At 70.1% G+C, this 13,726-nt stretch carries 14 protein-coding genes and 2 pseudogenes; 12 read left to right on the forward strand and 4 right to left on the reverse strand.

Features of this window, described 5'->3' with window-relative positions:
• The first annotated feature begins 83 nt into the window (after positions 1–83).
• From ACGFNK_RS39600 to ACGFNK_RS39625, 6 genes are all read left to right on the forward strand, one after another.
• Complete coding sequence (locus ACGFNK_RS39600) at positions 84–275, forward strand: ferredoxin (RefSeq protein WP_393424217.1); 192 nt, start codon at positions 84–86, stop codon at positions 273–275.
• Positions 272–1,462, forward strand: a complete 1,191-nt coding sequence (locus ACGFNK_RS39605) for an NAD(P)/FAD-dependent oxidoreductase (protein WP_393424219.1) — start codon at positions 272–274, stop codon at positions 1,460–1,462. Before ACGFNK_RS39600 ends, ACGFNK_RS39605 begins: the two co-directional genes overlap by 4 nt.
• A 92-nt stretch (positions 1,463–1,554) precedes the next feature.
• Complete coding sequence (locus ACGFNK_RS39610; protein ID WP_393424222.1) at positions 1,555–2,373, forward strand: HpcH/HpaI aldolase/citrate lyase family protein; 819 nt, start codon at positions 1,555–1,557, stop codon at positions 2,371–2,373.
• A 37-nt stretch (positions 2,374–2,410) separates the two neighbouring features.
• Positions 2,411–4,150 (forward strand): GMC family oxidoreductase, encoded by a 1,740-nt coding sequence (locus ACGFNK_RS39615; protein WP_393424225.1) that lies wholly within the window; start codon positions 2,411–2,413, stop codon positions 4,148–4,150.
• A 56-nt stretch (positions 4,151–4,206) separates the two neighbouring features.
• On the forward strand, positions 4,207–5,283 hold the full coding sequence (locus ACGFNK_RS39620; RefSeq protein ID WP_393424228.1) for a zinc-binding dehydrogenase: 1,077 nt from the start codon (positions 4,207–4,209) through the stop codon (positions 5,281–5,283).
• 46 nt (positions 5,284–5,329) lie between these two features.
• Entirely contained in the window at positions 5,330–6,367 is a 1,038-nt protein-coding gene (locus ACGFNK_RS39625; protein WP_393424231.1) for a ketopantoate reductase family protein, read from the forward strand.
• 101 nt (positions 6,368–6,468) lie between these two features.
• Here the strand turns inward: ACGFNK_RS39625 and ACGFNK_RS39630 are convergent.
• Positions 6,469–6,822: pseudogene (locus tag ACGFNK_RS39630) on the reverse strand (ATP-binding cassette domain-containing protein); the annotation flags it as partial.
• Between the two features lie 58 nt (positions 6,823–6,880).
• The gene (locus ACGFNK_RS39635; RefSeq protein WP_393424234.1) at positions 6,881–7,774 is read right to left on the reverse strand and encodes an SDR family NAD(P)-dependent oxidoreductase; all 894 of its coding nucleotides are present in this window, start codon (positions 7,772–7,774) and stop codon (positions 6,881–6,883) included.
• A 96-nt stretch (positions 7,775–7,870) separates the two neighbouring features.
• On the opposite strand from ACGFNK_RS39635, the gene ACGFNK_RS39640 reads away from it, so the two are divergent.
• The 5 genes from ACGFNK_RS39640 (at position 7,871) to ACGFNK_RS39660 (ending at position 11,777) form a co-directional block, all read left to right on the forward strand.
• Complete coding sequence (locus ACGFNK_RS39640; RefSeq protein WP_393424237.1) at positions 7,871–8,536, forward strand: TetR/AcrR family transcriptional regulator; 666 nt, start codon at positions 7,871–7,873, stop codon at positions 8,534–8,536.
• Positions 8,537–8,688: 152 nt separating this feature from the next.
• Positions 8,689–9,642, forward strand: a complete 954-nt coding sequence (locus ACGFNK_RS39645; protein ID WP_393424240.1) for a permease — start codon at positions 8,689–8,691, stop codon at positions 9,640–9,642.
• Positions 9,639–10,400 carry a TIGR03943 family putative permease subunit gene (locus ACGFNK_RS39650; RefSeq protein ID WP_393424243.1) on the forward strand — a complete coding sequence of 254 codons (762 nt, stop codon included), beginning with the start codon at positions 9,639–9,641 and terminating at the stop codon, positions 10,398–10,400. Before ACGFNK_RS39645 ends, ACGFNK_RS39650 begins: the two co-directional genes overlap by 4 nt.
• Before the next feature lie 137 nt (positions 10,401–10,537).
• A complete protein-coding gene (locus tag ACGFNK_RS39655) occupies positions 10,538–11,047 on the forward strand; it encodes a SigE family RNA polymerase sigma factor (protein ID WP_393424246.1) in 510 nt (169 codons plus the stop codon).
• Positions 11,037–11,777 (forward strand): L,D-transpeptidase, encoded by a 741-nt coding sequence (locus ACGFNK_RS39660; protein ID WP_393424249.1) that lies wholly within the window; start codon positions 11,037–11,039, stop codon positions 11,775–11,777. The genes ACGFNK_RS39655 and ACGFNK_RS39660 overlap by 11 nt, the downstream gene beginning before the upstream one ends.
• Positions 11,778–11,801: 24 nt before the next feature.
• On the opposite strand, the gene ACGFNK_RS39665 is transcribed toward ACGFNK_RS39660, so the two are convergent.
• Complete coding sequence (locus ACGFNK_RS39665) at positions 11,802–12,254, reverse strand: luciferase family protein (protein WP_393424252.1); 453 nt, start codon at positions 12,252–12,254, stop codon at positions 11,802–11,804.
• Between the two features lie 245 nt (positions 12,255–12,499).
• On the opposite strand from ACGFNK_RS39665, the pseudogene ACGFNK_RS39670 reads away from it, so the two are divergent.
• A pseudogene (locus ACGFNK_RS39670) lies at positions 12,500–12,697 on the forward strand (SAM-dependent methyltransferase); the annotation flags it as partial.
• 266 nt (positions 12,698–12,963) lie between these two features.
• On the opposite strand, the gene ACGFNK_RS39675 reads toward ACGFNK_RS39670, so the two are convergent.
• Positions 12,964–13,668, reverse strand: coding sequence for a response regulator (locus tag ACGFNK_RS39675; protein WP_393424255.1), 705 nt, complete (start codon positions 13,666–13,668; stop codon positions 12,964–12,966).
• Between the last annotated feature and the right edge of the window lie 58 nt (positions 13,669–13,726).

Below are 13,726 nucleotides of genomic sequence, written 5' to 3' on the forward strand. Positions count from 1 at the left end.
GCCGGCACCGCGCCCCCCTCCTTCCCGGCGTGCCCGGGGCTCGGCACCGGCAGGGGACCACTCATCGACACAAGGAGCGGGACATGAAGGTCGACGTCGACCCGGAACTGTGCGAGCACCAGGCGGTGTGCATCGGAATCGCCCCGTCGGTCTTCGATTTCGGCGAGGACGGGGCGCTCAAGGTGCTGCAGGTCGAGCCGCCGGAGTCGCTGCGGGACGCGGTCGAGGACGCCGCGGCAGCGTGCCCGCTGGGCGCGATCACGGTGCGGGAGTGAGCGTGCCGCCCCGGATCGCCGTCGTGGGCGCGTCACTGGCCGGCGCGCGGGTGCTGCGAGCGCTGCGACGCCGCGGCTTCGACGGCCGACTCGTACTGATAGGGGAGGAGAACGAGCTCCCCTACGACCGACCGCCGCTGTCCAAGCAGTACTTGACGGCGCCGGACCCCGTACCGGTGAAGCGGCTGGAGCCGGAAGGCTTCTACGACGGCATGGAGCTGCGTCTGGGCGTGCGCGCGACCGCGCTGAACCTGCGAGAGCGCAGCGTCCTCCTGGACGACGGCTCCACCGTGAAGGCCGACCACATCGTCATCACCACCGGCGCGGCTGCCCGCTCACTTGCTGGACTGCCCGACAGCGAGCGCGTGGCGCGCCTGCGGACGGCGGCCGACGCACGCCGCATCCGCGGCGCCCTCGACGAGGCCCACCACCTCCTCGTCGTCGGCGGAGGGTTCATCGGCTGCGAGGTCGCGGCCTCCGCCCGCGGGCGCGGTCTGGCGGTGACGGTCATCGAGCCCGCGCCCGCCCCCGTGCTGCGCGGAGTGGGCGCCACGGTCGGCGCCATGCTCGCCGAGCTGCACCGGGACAACGGAGTCGACTTCCGGCTCGGGGTCACCGTCGCCGACGTCGATGAGCGCGGGGGCCGACCGGTTGTGACGCTGTCCGACGGCAGCCGGATCGAGACGGACTTCGTCGTCGTCGGGGTGGGCGCCTTTGCCCGCACCGACTGGCTCGACAGCAGCGGACTCGACCTGTCCGACGGTGTGCTGTGCGACAACCGCTGCCGGGTCGCCGGCGCGGGAGGCCACGTCTGGGCCGCGGGCGACGTGGCGGCGTGGCCGAGCGAGCGTTTCGGGGCCACCCGGCGCATCGAGCACTGGACCAACGCCGCCGAACAGGCCGGCGTGCTCGCGGCGAACCTGCTGGACGGAGCCACGGCACCGACCTACGACCCGATCCCGTACGTGTGGTCCGACCAGTACCAGCACAAGATCCAGATCCTGGGCAGCGTGAGCGGTGAGGACGACACGACGCTGCTCGACGGGAGCTTCGAGGAACGTCGCTTCGTCCTCGCCTACGCACGGGACGGGCTACTGCGCGGCCTCGTCGCCTGCGACATGCCACGCGAGATCGCGGCCCGGCGCTCACTCGTCGCCACCCCGACGCCGATGGCCGGCGTCGTCTGAGACCACCACCGCCGCACCCGACTCGCGCGGCGCATGTGCCGACGCAAGCCAGGCAGCGGCCTCGACCGCCGGACGTAACGGATGGGACAAAGATGACCGATCCCCTTTCAGTACCCGCCGCGAGCCGCATCCGGGACCGCATCCTGACCGAGGACCGTCCCGTCCTCGGGGCCTGGCTGACCCGCCCTTCCCCCGACCTGCTCGCCGCACTGTCGGCATCCGCGCTCGACTACGTCGGCATCGACTGCCAGCACGGCATGGCCTGCGAGGCAGAGGCCGCCCGGATGACAGCGACCGCCCAACCGACGGCCGCCGGCCGCCTGGTGCGGGTGTCGGCGAACCGCCCCGAGCTGATCGGGCGCGTGCTCGACGGCGGCGCCGACGGCGTGATCGTGCCGACGGTGAACAGCGCCGAGGAGGCCCGGGCCGCGGTAGCCGCCGTTCGCTTCCCCCCGCACGGACACCGCAGTTACGGCCCCATAGCGCCCCATCTCCCGCGCGATCCGGAGCATTTGGCGCAGCACGCGCTGCTGCTGGCGATGATCGAGACGAGCCAGGGACTGGAGTCGGTGGAGGACATCCTCGCGGTCCCCGGCGTCGACGGCGTGTACGTCGGCCCGGCCGACCTCGGAATCTCCCTCAGCCTGGGACCCGCGCAGTTCCCGGCAAGCCCGGAGCTGGAACCCGCCCTGCACGCGGTGGTCGACGCGGGAAAAGCCGCCCGGAAGATCGTCGGCATTCACGCCGGCAGCGACTTGTTCGCCGAGCGCTACGCCGACATGGGCTTCCGCCTGCTGACGCTCGGCACAGAAACCTCGTTCGTCACGGCCGGAGTCGAGTGCGTGCTGGAGAGAGCAGGCACGGCCGCGACGAATGAGCGGAAGACAAGCGGGCCTTACTCAGGCACGTGACCAAGGAAGTACGAAATTCCACTGAAGGCGGGCGGAAATGGCGAAGCGGCAGTTCTCAGGCAGAGAGACCTACGACTATGTCGTGATCGGCGGCGGCTCGGCGGGGTGCGTCATGGCGAACCGCCTGTCCGAGGACCGGTCGACAACGGTGATGCTCCTGGAGGCCGGCGGGCACGACCTCCACTACCCCATCCGGTTCCCGGCCGGGATGATCAGGATGAAGAAGGAGTGGGACTGGGGCTACCAGGCCGAAGCCGACGCCTCCAGAAACGGTTTCCAGGACATCTGGGCCGCGGGCAAGGTGCTCGGCGGCAGCAGTTCCATCAACGCCATGGTGTGGGTCCGGGGAAACCGGGCCGATTTCGACAACTGGGCGGCGCAGGGCTGCGACGGATGGGACTACGACAGCGTGCTGCCGTACTTCCGGCGGGCCGAGAGCTGGGAGGACGGCGCCGACGAGTACCGCGGTGAACGCGGGCCCCAGCGCGTGTCCCACATGCGGATCGACAACAAACTGATCCCCGCGTTCGTCGACGCCGCCCAGCAGGCGGACCTGCCGCACAACAAGGACTACAACGGCGCCGACCAGTACGGCGTGGCCACCGGACAGGTGTCGCAGCGAGGCGGCATGCGCGCGAGCACCGCCCGCTCCTACCTGTCCCCCGCCCGCCGCCGCCGGAATCTGTCGGTGACGACCCACGCGCACGTCACCCGGATCCTCGTGGAGGACGGGAAAGCCGTCGGCGTCGAGTACGTCAGCAAGGGCCGCACCCTGCGCGTCCACGCGGAACGCGAAGTGATCCTCTCCGCGGGGGCCATCGCCTCCCCCAAGATCCTGATGCTCTCCGGCATCGGCCCGGCGGACGCACTGCGCGAGCACGGCATCGACGTGAAGGCCGACCTCCAGGGCGTCGGGCAGAACCTCATGGAACACCCGCACGCCCAGCTCAAGTACGAGGTCACCGAGCGGACCCTGAACATGGACCTCACACCGCTGGGCATGGCCAGGCACGGCCTGGACTTCCTCTTCCGCCGCCGCGGGGCGGTGACGAGCGGGTTCAACCACGCCATCCTCTTCGCGAACTCCTCCGACGCCGCCGAATGGTGCGACATCGAGATGCAGATGCTCGTGATGGGCGTCTCGGCCAAGGTGAAGGAGGTCGCCGACGAGTACGGCCTCGGGCACGAGGTCCACACGATGGCACCGGACCCGTATCCCGTGGTCAGCGTCATGCCGGCCTTCCTGCACCCGAGCGGCCGCGGATCCGTTGGACTGCGGTCGGCGAACCCGCTGGACGACCCCGTCATCCGCCATGAACTCCTCGGGCACCCGGACGACATGGCGGGCTTGCTGGCCGGCGTCAAACTGGCGCGCGAGATCTTCCGGCAGCCGGCCATCAAGAAGTACGTCGTATCGGAACGTGTCCCGGGCGACTCGGCCACCACGGACGAGGACCTGAAGAAGTACCTGAGCGTAGCGGGATTCACCGGCAAACACCCCTCGGGCACCTGCAAGATGGGCGTCGACGAGACAGCCGTCGTCGACCCCCAGCTGCGGGTACGCGGCATCGCGAACCTCCGCGTGGTCGACGCCTCGATCATGCCGGTCGTCACCAGCGGCAACACCAACGCCCCGACGATCATGCTCGCGGAACGTGCGGCCGACCTGGTCCGGTTCGGTGCCCACGCCCGCACCGAGACCGCGGCCCCCGCCAGCAGCACGAAGGCGCGGAAGCCTACGTCGTCCCAGACGAAACCCGTCCTGCCACCCGCGTAGCCCCCGCAAGCGCCACCCTCCACCCCTCCCTTTCACACCACGAAAAGAGAGCACACATGCTGGCTGCACTTGGTCTCGAACACGGCCACCACCTGTCGGTCGAGAAAGTCGATCCCCGCCCCCCTGGCCCGCACGACGTCGACGTACGGATCGGCGCGAGCGGGGTCTGCCACACCGACGTCGCCGTTCTGGGCGGCCAACTGCCCCTGCCACTGCCCCTCGTCCTCGGCCACGAGGGCGCCGGAGTGGTGACGGAGATCGGCTCCGAGGTGACCTCGGTCGCCGTCGGCGACCGGGTCATCGGAACCGTGGGTGCCGTGTGCGGCACCTGCTGGTACTGCGTCCGCGACATGACCCACCTGTGCGACAACAGCCAGGCCATGACCTCGGCACCACGCGTGACCAGGGCCGACGGCACCGAGGTTCCGGCCTTCCTGGGCCTTGGTACCTTCGCCGAGGCGATGACCGTGCACGAGGCGAGCGTGGTCCGGGTGACCACCGACCTGCCGGACGAACAACTCGCGCTGATCGGCTGCGCGATCACCACCGGCCTGGGCGCGGTGTTCAACACTGCCAAGGTGAAGCCCGGATCGAGCGTCGCGGTGATCGGCTCCGGCGGCGTCGGCCAGGCCGTCATCCAGGGCGCGCGGATCGCAGGAGCCGCCAGGATCATCGCGATCGACCCCCTGGAGAACAAGCGCTCGGCCGCACTGGGCTCCGGCGCCACGGACACGATCGACCCGGCGGCCACGGACCTGGCCGACGAAGTCCGACGTCTGACCGGCGGGCGTGGCGCCGACTACACGTTCGAGGTGGTGGGGCACCCCACGACCATCACCCAGGCATGGGAGGCGACCCGGCGCGGTGGGACCATCGCACTGGTCGGCATGCCGTCCGTCGACGCGACGATCACCATGTCCGCCTTCCAACTCGCCTCGGACGACAAGCGCCTGTGCGGCAGCCTCTACGGCGGCACACAGGCCCGGCGCGACATCCCGCTGATCATCGAACTCGCGGAGACAGGACGCCTCGACCTCGCCTCGATGGTCACCCGCCGAGTCGCGCTCCACGAGGTGAACGACGCCATCCGAGCCCTCGATGCAGGAGAGCAGATCCGCACGGTCGTCGTATGACGCGCCAATCCTGAGAAATCCACCTGCTCCAGAGATAAGGAAGCACGTGCCGCACGACACACCGTCCACCCCCCAGGTCCTGCTCGTCGGCGCAGGAGCGATGGGCGTCATATCCGGATACCACCTGCAGTTAGCCGGCGCCGAAGTGACGTTTCTGGTGCGCCCCGGACGCGTGAAGGAGTTGTCACGACCCCGGAGGCTGTACTCCTACGACGACGCGAACCTGAAGCTCTTCTCCGGCTACAGCGTCCTCTCCGATGTCTCGGAAGTCGGCAAGCGGTCCTACGACTACGTCATCGTCACTCTCGATGGTGCTTCCTCGCGTTCGGCCGAGGGCACCGAACTACTGAACCGTCTCGGCGCAGCCGTGCGCGAGACCTCCGCCACGGTCATCTTCGGCGGCGTCGGCTTCGGCCTGCGCGAGCATGTCCTCGACGCCCTCGGGCTGGCTGAGGAGCGCGTCGTGAGCGGACTGCTCGGCGTGCTGGCCCACCAGGTCGCCTCCGCCGGTCTTCCGGTACACCCGCCCACGGACGCCGAGCTCCTGGCGCAAGCCGATATGGCCTACCGTCATCTCGGCAAAATGGGCTTCGCGATGGAGGACCGGTTTCCCGCTGCCGCGGCACGCTTCAAGTCGCTCTACGACGCCTGCGGTGTCTCGCGCTGCGAGATCATCGACCACATGCAACTCCAGCTGCACGTGGCCCTCATACTTCCCACCTTCGCGGCGGGTGAGCTGATGGGGTGGCCGCCTGCCGCACAGTACGCCGATCACAAGGACATCTGGGATCTTGCCGTCGAGGCGGCGCGGGAGATCACCTCCCTCGACGAGTACGGTCCTGCGGGCCAGGCTGTGGCCACGCAGTTGAGTGACCACAGTCTGACCCGAACCGTGATGGCCTACGAGGAGCAGGCCGTGCCGTTGGACTGGCAGGAGTTCTCCGCGTTCCACCATGGCGGCAAGGTCGCGCAGCAGGACCTGGAACTCTTGAGAGACCACGTCACGGCTGGCGAGCGCCAGGGCAAACCCACATCGGCATCGCGGCAACTGATTGCCGCGCTCACGACATTCCGGCAACAGTGAGCACTGGGCACTGAGAAGTTGCAGGTCACGGGGTCTGATGCGCGGACCACGCACCTCACCGTTTTGGCTCGATGAGGAGCCCGGAACCGGGCTCCACCACGCCGCGACGCACCATCAGACACCGCCCACCCAACAACGTGACAGCGCCCGTCGAGGCGTTCGGCGTCGTAGGCGAGGTGGGAGACGACGAGGATCGAACGGCCGGCCCCACACAGCCGGGCGGCCAGGTCCCAGAAGCGCTGGTAGGTGTCCCAGTCGAAGCCCTGGTAGGGCTCGTCCAGCAGCAGGAGCTGCGGGTCGTGCATGAGGGCCAGGGTGAGGTTCAGCTTCTGCCGGGTACCGCCGCTGAGGACGCCAGCCCGCTCGTCGATGTACTCGCCCAACCGGAGCGTCTCCATCGCCTCTTCGGCCCGGCGCAGGTCGGGGAGGGCGTAGGCGGTTTTGAAGAAGTCCAGGAATGTGACGGCAAAGCCGCGCCACCCCAACGAGTGAGATGCCGGCCCTTCCCAAGGCCTAGACAGGGAACTTCACGCCGGTGAGGTTCTCGGAGACCGTCCACAGGCGTTGCTGGACTGTCCGGTCGTAGGACTCCGGGCTGGACTCGACAACCTTCGGGTGTCCTCGGTAGCCGCCCATCCCGTCGGGGCCGTAGTACTGGCCGCCGCGGACGGCGGGGTCGGTGGCCGCGCGCAGGGTCGGCAGTGCGCCCATCTCCGGCTTCTGGCTCATCAGGGGTGCGATCACGGGGCTGATCACCCGCATTGCGGCGGGGGAGTTGCGCATGAGGTCGGTGTTGGCCAGACCCGGGTGTGCGGCCACCGAGCTCGTGGTGCCCTGCAGGGCGAGGCGGCGTTGCAGCTCGTAGGTGAACATCAGGTTCGCCAGCTTCGACTGCCCGTAGGCCGCGACTCGGCTGTAGGACCGTTCCGACTGCAGGTCGTCGAAGTGGATGGCGGCCCGGATGCGGTGGGCGACGCTGCTGACCGTCACCACCCGCGAGCCCGGCACGGGGAGCAGCAGGTCCAGCACCAGCCCGGTGAACGCGAAGTGGCCGAGGTGGTTGGTGCCGAACTGCAGCTCGAACCCGTCGCGCGTGGTCTGCTTCGGTGGGTACATCACACCGGCGTTGTTGATCAGCAGGTCGATCCCCGTGTGTGTTCCGTGCAGGTCGTCCGCGGCGGCGCGGATCGACTCCAGTGACGTCAGGTCCAGCTTCTGCACGGTGACGTCGCCGGACATGCGGGCGGCCGCCTGCCTGCCCTTCTCGACGTCCCGCACGGCCAGCACCACCGTCGCCCCGTGTTCCGCCAGAGCACGGGCGGTCTCGAAGCCGAGGCCGGTGTTGGCGCCGGTCACGACCGCCACCCGCCCCTTCTGTTCGGGGATGTCACGCTCAGTCCACTTCATGCCGATCTCCTTATAGACCGTTGGTCTCTTACAGGCTCGACAGTAAGAGACCGATGGTCTGCTGTCAAGAGACCGCTGGTTTGTAAACTGGGGCGCATGACATTCCAGCGGGCACGCAGTAAGGAGCAGCGCGAGATCCGGCGCCAGTCGATCCTGGACACGGCGGCGGCGATGCTCGACGAGATGCCGGTGGCCGACGTGAGCCTCAACGAGCTGAGCCGACGGGTCGGGCTGGCCAAGTCGAATGTCCTGCGTTACTTCGAGTCCCGTGAGGCGGTGCTCTTCGAACTGCTGGAGCGCGCCATGGCGAGATGGCTGGCGGAGGTGCCGGACGAACTGGCCAAGGGTGTCGACCCACGACTGTCGGCGCGCGAACGTGGTGACCAGGTGGCCGCGGTACTCAGCGCGTCCCTCGCAGGCCAGACGGTGTTGCTCGATCTCGTCAACGCACAGACCAATGCGCTGGAGCACAACGTGTCCGTCGACGTCGTGGTGCGGCACAAGCGGTCCGCCGTCGCCGGCATCACGACCGCGACCGACCTCATCCGCCAGTACGTGCCGGAACTCGGCGACGGCGCCCGGACGGTGGCCATGATGACGTTGATCCTGGCCGGCGCCCTCTCGACCTACTGCCGGCCCTCCGCCAGCGCGCTCGCCGCCTACGAAGCCGACCCCACCGTGGTCGGGCTCCGCCTGGACCTGCGCGCCACCCTGGAAAACGCCGTCGCCACGCTGATCGCGGGCACAGTGGCGCGTGCCTGACGCCAAGGCAGTGAGGAGCCCGCAGAGCAGCACCGGTTAATCTGCCCGGACGTACGGAGGTACGGACGTACGACTGGGTGAGGCGGGAAGCAAGGGGCGTGGAGGAGCGAGGGAGTCTGGGGGACGGGGCGCGGCTTGTTGCGCGGGGGGCCGTGTATCTCGTCGTCGGGGGCGTTGCCCTCGTCGCGATCGTCACCGTCGGGTCCGTGCTCGGGCCGATGTTCGCGCTCGATCTCGCTACGCCTGCCATGGGGGCCTGGTGGACCGTCTTCACGGCCATCACCGTGCAGGGGATGCCTTTCCTGTTGCTGGGTACGGCGGTGTCGGCGGCGATCGGGGCGTTCGTGCCGGAGCGGGTCTTCAGCCGCGTACTGCCCAAGAAACCGGCGCTCGCCGTGCCCGTCGCGGGGGCGGCCGGGGTGGTGCTCCCCGGGTGCGAGTGCGCTTCCGTGCCGGTGGCCGACAGCTTGATGCGGCGCGGTGTCGCGCCCGCCGCCGCGCTGGCCTTTCTGCTGTCCGCGCCCGCCATCAATCCGGTCGTGCTCGTCGCCACCTCCATCGCCTTTCCCGGGAACCCGGCCATGGTCGGTGCCCGGCTCGTCGCCTCGCTCGCCACCGCCGTGGTGATGGGCTGGCTGTGGATCCGGTTCGGGAAGGAGGAGTGGCTGCCCCGGCCGCGTACGAGCGGGAAGGGGGCGTCCCCCACCGGGTGGCGCGGGTTCCGGGACGGGCTGCAGCACGACTTTCTGCACGCGGGCGGCTTCCTCGTCCTGGGCGCGGCTGCCGCGGCGACCTTCAACATCCTCGTGCCGCGCTCCGTGCTCGACGTCTTCACCGGCTCGCCCTGGCTGTCGGTGCTGCTGCTCGCCGTACTCGCCGTCGTGCTGTGCGTCTGCTCCGAGGCCGACGCCTTCGTCGCGGCCTCGCTGACCGGGTTCTCGCCCACCGCGCGGCTCGCGTTCATGGTCGTCGGGCCGATGGTCGATCTGAAACTGTTCGCCCTCCAGGCAGGGACCTTCGGGCGGGCCTTCGCCATCCGGTTCTCGTCCGTGACATGGGTCGTGGCCGTGGCGAGCAGTGCGGGTGTGGGGTGGTGGCTGCTATGAGGTTCCGTACGCAGGGCGTGCTGCTGCTTCTGTGCGGGGCGGCGCTGCTGAGGGTGTCCCTCTTCAGCGAGCTGTATCTGCGGTATGTGAAGGAGGGGCTGCGGCCGTATCTGGTCATTTCCGGGGTGCTGCTGCTTGTGCTCGCAGTACTGGGCCTCGTCAGGCGTGAAAACGGTGACGGCGGCAGTCGTGATCATGGCGACGGTGACGGCGACCACCGGGGCGGCGACGACGGGCACGAGGACCGGCACGGTCACGATCACGCCCGCAGCCCCCGTATCGCCTGGCTCCTCGCCGCCCCTGCCCTCGCCCTCCTCCTCTACCCGCCGCCCGCCCTCGGCTCGTACAGCGCCGAGCGCGAGGAGGCGAAGGTCGCGGCACAGGGCGTCGGGACCTTTCCGAAGCTCCCGGTGGGGGACCCGGTCGAGCTCACGCTGAACGCGTTCGCGTCGCGCGCGCAGTGGGACAGCGGCGCCTCCATGAAGGGACGCACCCTCCGGCTGACCGGCTTCGTGACGAAGGACGACGACGGCGCGTGGTACGTCGCCCGCCTCTTCGTCAACTGCTGCGCCGCCGACGCCCAGCCCCTGAAGGTTCAGGTACGCGGCGCCAAGGCCCCAGCCCGCGACACCTGGGTCACCGTCACCGGCACCTGGCACCGCACCGGCAGTCCCGGTTCGGACGAGGCTCGCCCGGTCCTGAACGCCACGTCTGTGGACCGCGTCGACCAGCCGTCGAACCCGTACGAGAAGCGCTGACCCCGGCTGCCCCTCGGCCAACTCCTGTGTTGTGCTTCGATGTACGCGACCCAGGGACCCGTACACCCGACCCAGGGACCCGTACACGCGGCAGGGACGACCGGGCTGCACGGCGTCCCGCAGACTCCGGCGGGGGCATGACCGAGGAAGAGTTCGACGCGTTCTACGCCGCCGCGTTCCCGCGGCTGACCGGCCAGCTCCATGCCTTCACCGGGGACCACGGCGAGGCGCAGGACGTCGTCCAGGAGGCGTTCGTACGTGCCTGGGACCGGCGGCGGGAGTTCCTGGCCGAAGGGGCTCCCGAGGCGTGGATCCGTACCGTCGCGATGCGGCTCGCGGTGAGCCGCTGGCGGCGGGCGAGGCGTTGGCTGGAACTGGTGCGCCGCACTGTGCCGCCGGAGCACATGCCGGGGCCGGGGCCCGAGCGGACCGCGCTGGTCCAGGCATTGCGGGAGCTGCCCGAGGTGCAGCGCCGAGCCGTCGTACTTCACCATCTGTGCGACCTCAGTGTCGAACAGGTAGCCTCCGAAACCGGTGCGCCCGTGGGCACGGTGAAGGCCCGGCTGGCCCGTGGCCGCGCGGCGCTGGCGCGGCGGCTGAGCGAGGCCGACGAACTGGCTGAGAGGGAGGACGACCGTGTCCGATGAGCCCCGGCCCGCCGAGTCCCACCGCAAACTGGCTCTCGCTCTCCATGAGTGGGCCGACGACCACGAGAGCCCGCCCCCCGTCCCGGGCGCCGAGATCCGCCGTCGTGCCGTACGCCGCCGGCGTCGCCGTCACGCTTCCCTGGCCACGGTCGGTGCCAGTGCGGTGGCGGCCGTATCGGTGGTCCTGAGCATGGCGTTCATCGGCGGAAAGAAGGAGGGCCACTCCAGACCGCCCGCCGCCACGCTCAAGGCGCCGGGGCCGTCGTCCGCCGCCGCCTCGGTGCCCGCCGCGACCGTCAACCTCTCCCGGCGTGAACTGGTCGTCGGGGGGCGCGTCCTGCCCATCTCCGCGGGGGCGGCCAAGACGCCGACGCCGACGGGCCGTATGACGGTCACCGGCAAGTACGAGGTCGCAGCCCTGCCCACCGACACGCTCGGACTCGGGCGACGGTACGAGACGAAGGCGCCGTGGGTGATCCGGCTGCGCACCCCCCAGAACCGTACGAACTACATCGTCGCCTTCATCCTGGACGAGAAGGCGCCCGGCAACTACGACAGCACCACGGGGTGGATCGGGCTGCGCCGCGGCGACGCGGAGTGGTTGTACCGGCGGCTTGATCCGGGTGCGGTGGTGGCGGTGGTGGGGGCGGCGCCCACGCCGGCGTCCACGACGCCGGCCCCTGCGGCGCCGACTCCGGTGCGGACGGGGCCGGCCGGTACGGCGCCGTGACGAGTGCCTGTGGCAGTACGTACGTCAGTGCCCGTGCCCGTGGGGGATGAGCCGGTCGACCATGCGGCGGGCCGCTCCCGGACGTGAGGCGGGGACCGGCGGCAGTTCCGCAGGGCGTTCCCAGTCGCAGGGCGGGGACAGGCGGAGCCGCGGATCCTCGCCCTGCTCGTCGCTGTGTTCCTTCAGTGCGACGCTCACGAGGCCCAACAGCAGTTCTACGTCCGCGTCGCAGTCGAGGAGGACGGTGATCCAGGAGGCGCCGGGGCGTACGCGGATGGCGCTGCTGTGGCTGAGCTGGGGGAGCAGACGTTCGACCGCCGCGCAGGTGAGGTGGAGGTCGGCGGAATCAGCGGTGTGGAAATGGACGATCTCGTGTCCCGCCGAAGCGAAGGCATGCCCAACGGTGCACTTGGGCGGGCCACTTACCAGGTTCGGCCAGCTCTCCAGGAGAGCCATGGCGCGATGGGCCGCGGTCATAACCACATCCTTGCGCACACGTCACCTGGATGACTACCCCCGGCTTCCGGTGGTTCGACCGCTCAGCCGGCGGGCCGATCATGTAGCGGATCGATCACCCGGCGGACGGAGACCAACTGTCTCGACTGCGCGGGCGTCCTGACCCCTCCGCTCCACGACAGTTCCGGGACCGCCCTTACTCCGCCCGTCTACTCCCCTCGTCCCATGGTCACCGTGCGCGTGCCCGGAGTGATGGCCCGCCCCACGCCGACGCGGTTGGCCGCTACGCGCTCAGCAGCTTGCGCCGGCTGCGGAGCGGTGCCGCCCAGGCGCTGACGGCCGAGGACCTCGGGGCCCTCGACCGGCTGCTCGACACCGAGGGGCCGCACAGCATCCTGCGGCGCGGCGACCTGACGGTGCGCACGGAGCGCATGGTGTGGGCCGCGACTGCCTCCGGCGGCTGAGCGGGGCGCCTCCGGGGGGGGGGGGGCGGTTCGGTGGCGACTGCGGGTGTTCTGTGGCTGGTCGCGCCCACGCGGCGGAGCCGCAAATCGATACAGCCCCGCGCCCCTGGGTGGTTGGTGGGTGCGGGGCCGTGGGCAAGTGCGGGCACGTGGTAGCTGGCGGCTCCAGGTGCGCCCCTTTAGGGGCGAGGGGAACTGCGCGACCAGCCACCCACGCACCCGCACCCGCACCCGGAAACGAACCCAGCCCCCACGAACCCAATCGTTCAACCGGCGGAGGCCACCCCCGTCTGCCAGGCCCATGCCGCGATTTCGACGCGGTTCCTCGCGGCCAGTTTGAGTTGGACGCTGGCCAGGTGGGTCTTGACCGTGGAGAGGGAGACGTACAGGTCGGCGGCGATCTCGGCGTTGGTGCGGCCCAGGGCGACCAGGCGAACGACGTCCAACTCGCGGTCGGTGAGCGGTTCTTGGGGCCGAGCCGGGGGTGGTGCGGCCTGTGTGGGGGGCGCCGTGGGGGCCGTGACGTGTTTGAGGAGGCGGACCGTGATGGAGGGGGAGACCAGGGAGTCGCCCGCCGCGGCCGCACGTACCGCCTCCGCGAGCAGCGTGGGGCCGGAGTCCTTGAGGAGGAAACCGCAGGCTCCGCCGCGGAGGGCTCCGTAGACGTACTCGTCGAGGTCGAAGGTGGTGACCACGACGACCCGCATCGGGTCCGGAACCTCCGGGCCCGCCAGCAACCGCGTCGCCTCCAGACCGTCCATCTTCGGCATGCGGATGTCGAGCAGGCACACGTCCGGCCGGGCCTCACGGGCCAGCGCCACGGCCTGCTCCCCGTCCGCCGCCTCGGCGACCACAGTGATGTCCGGCTGCGCGTCCAGGAAGAAACGGAAGCCGGTACGCACCATGTCCTGATCGTCGGCGATCAGGACGCGGATGGGGCGGTCGCGCTCGGTCGTGGCTCGCTCGGTCATGGCCCGAATCCTGCCGTACGGGGCTGCAGGCGGCGACTCCCCCAGGCGTCGTCCTCAG

It is taken from the genome of Streptomyces sp. NPDC048825, assembly GCF_043198355.1.
GTDB classification, from domain to species: Bacteria; Actinomycetota; Actinomycetes; order Streptomycetales; family Streptomycetaceae; genus Streptomyces; species Streptomyces xiangluensis.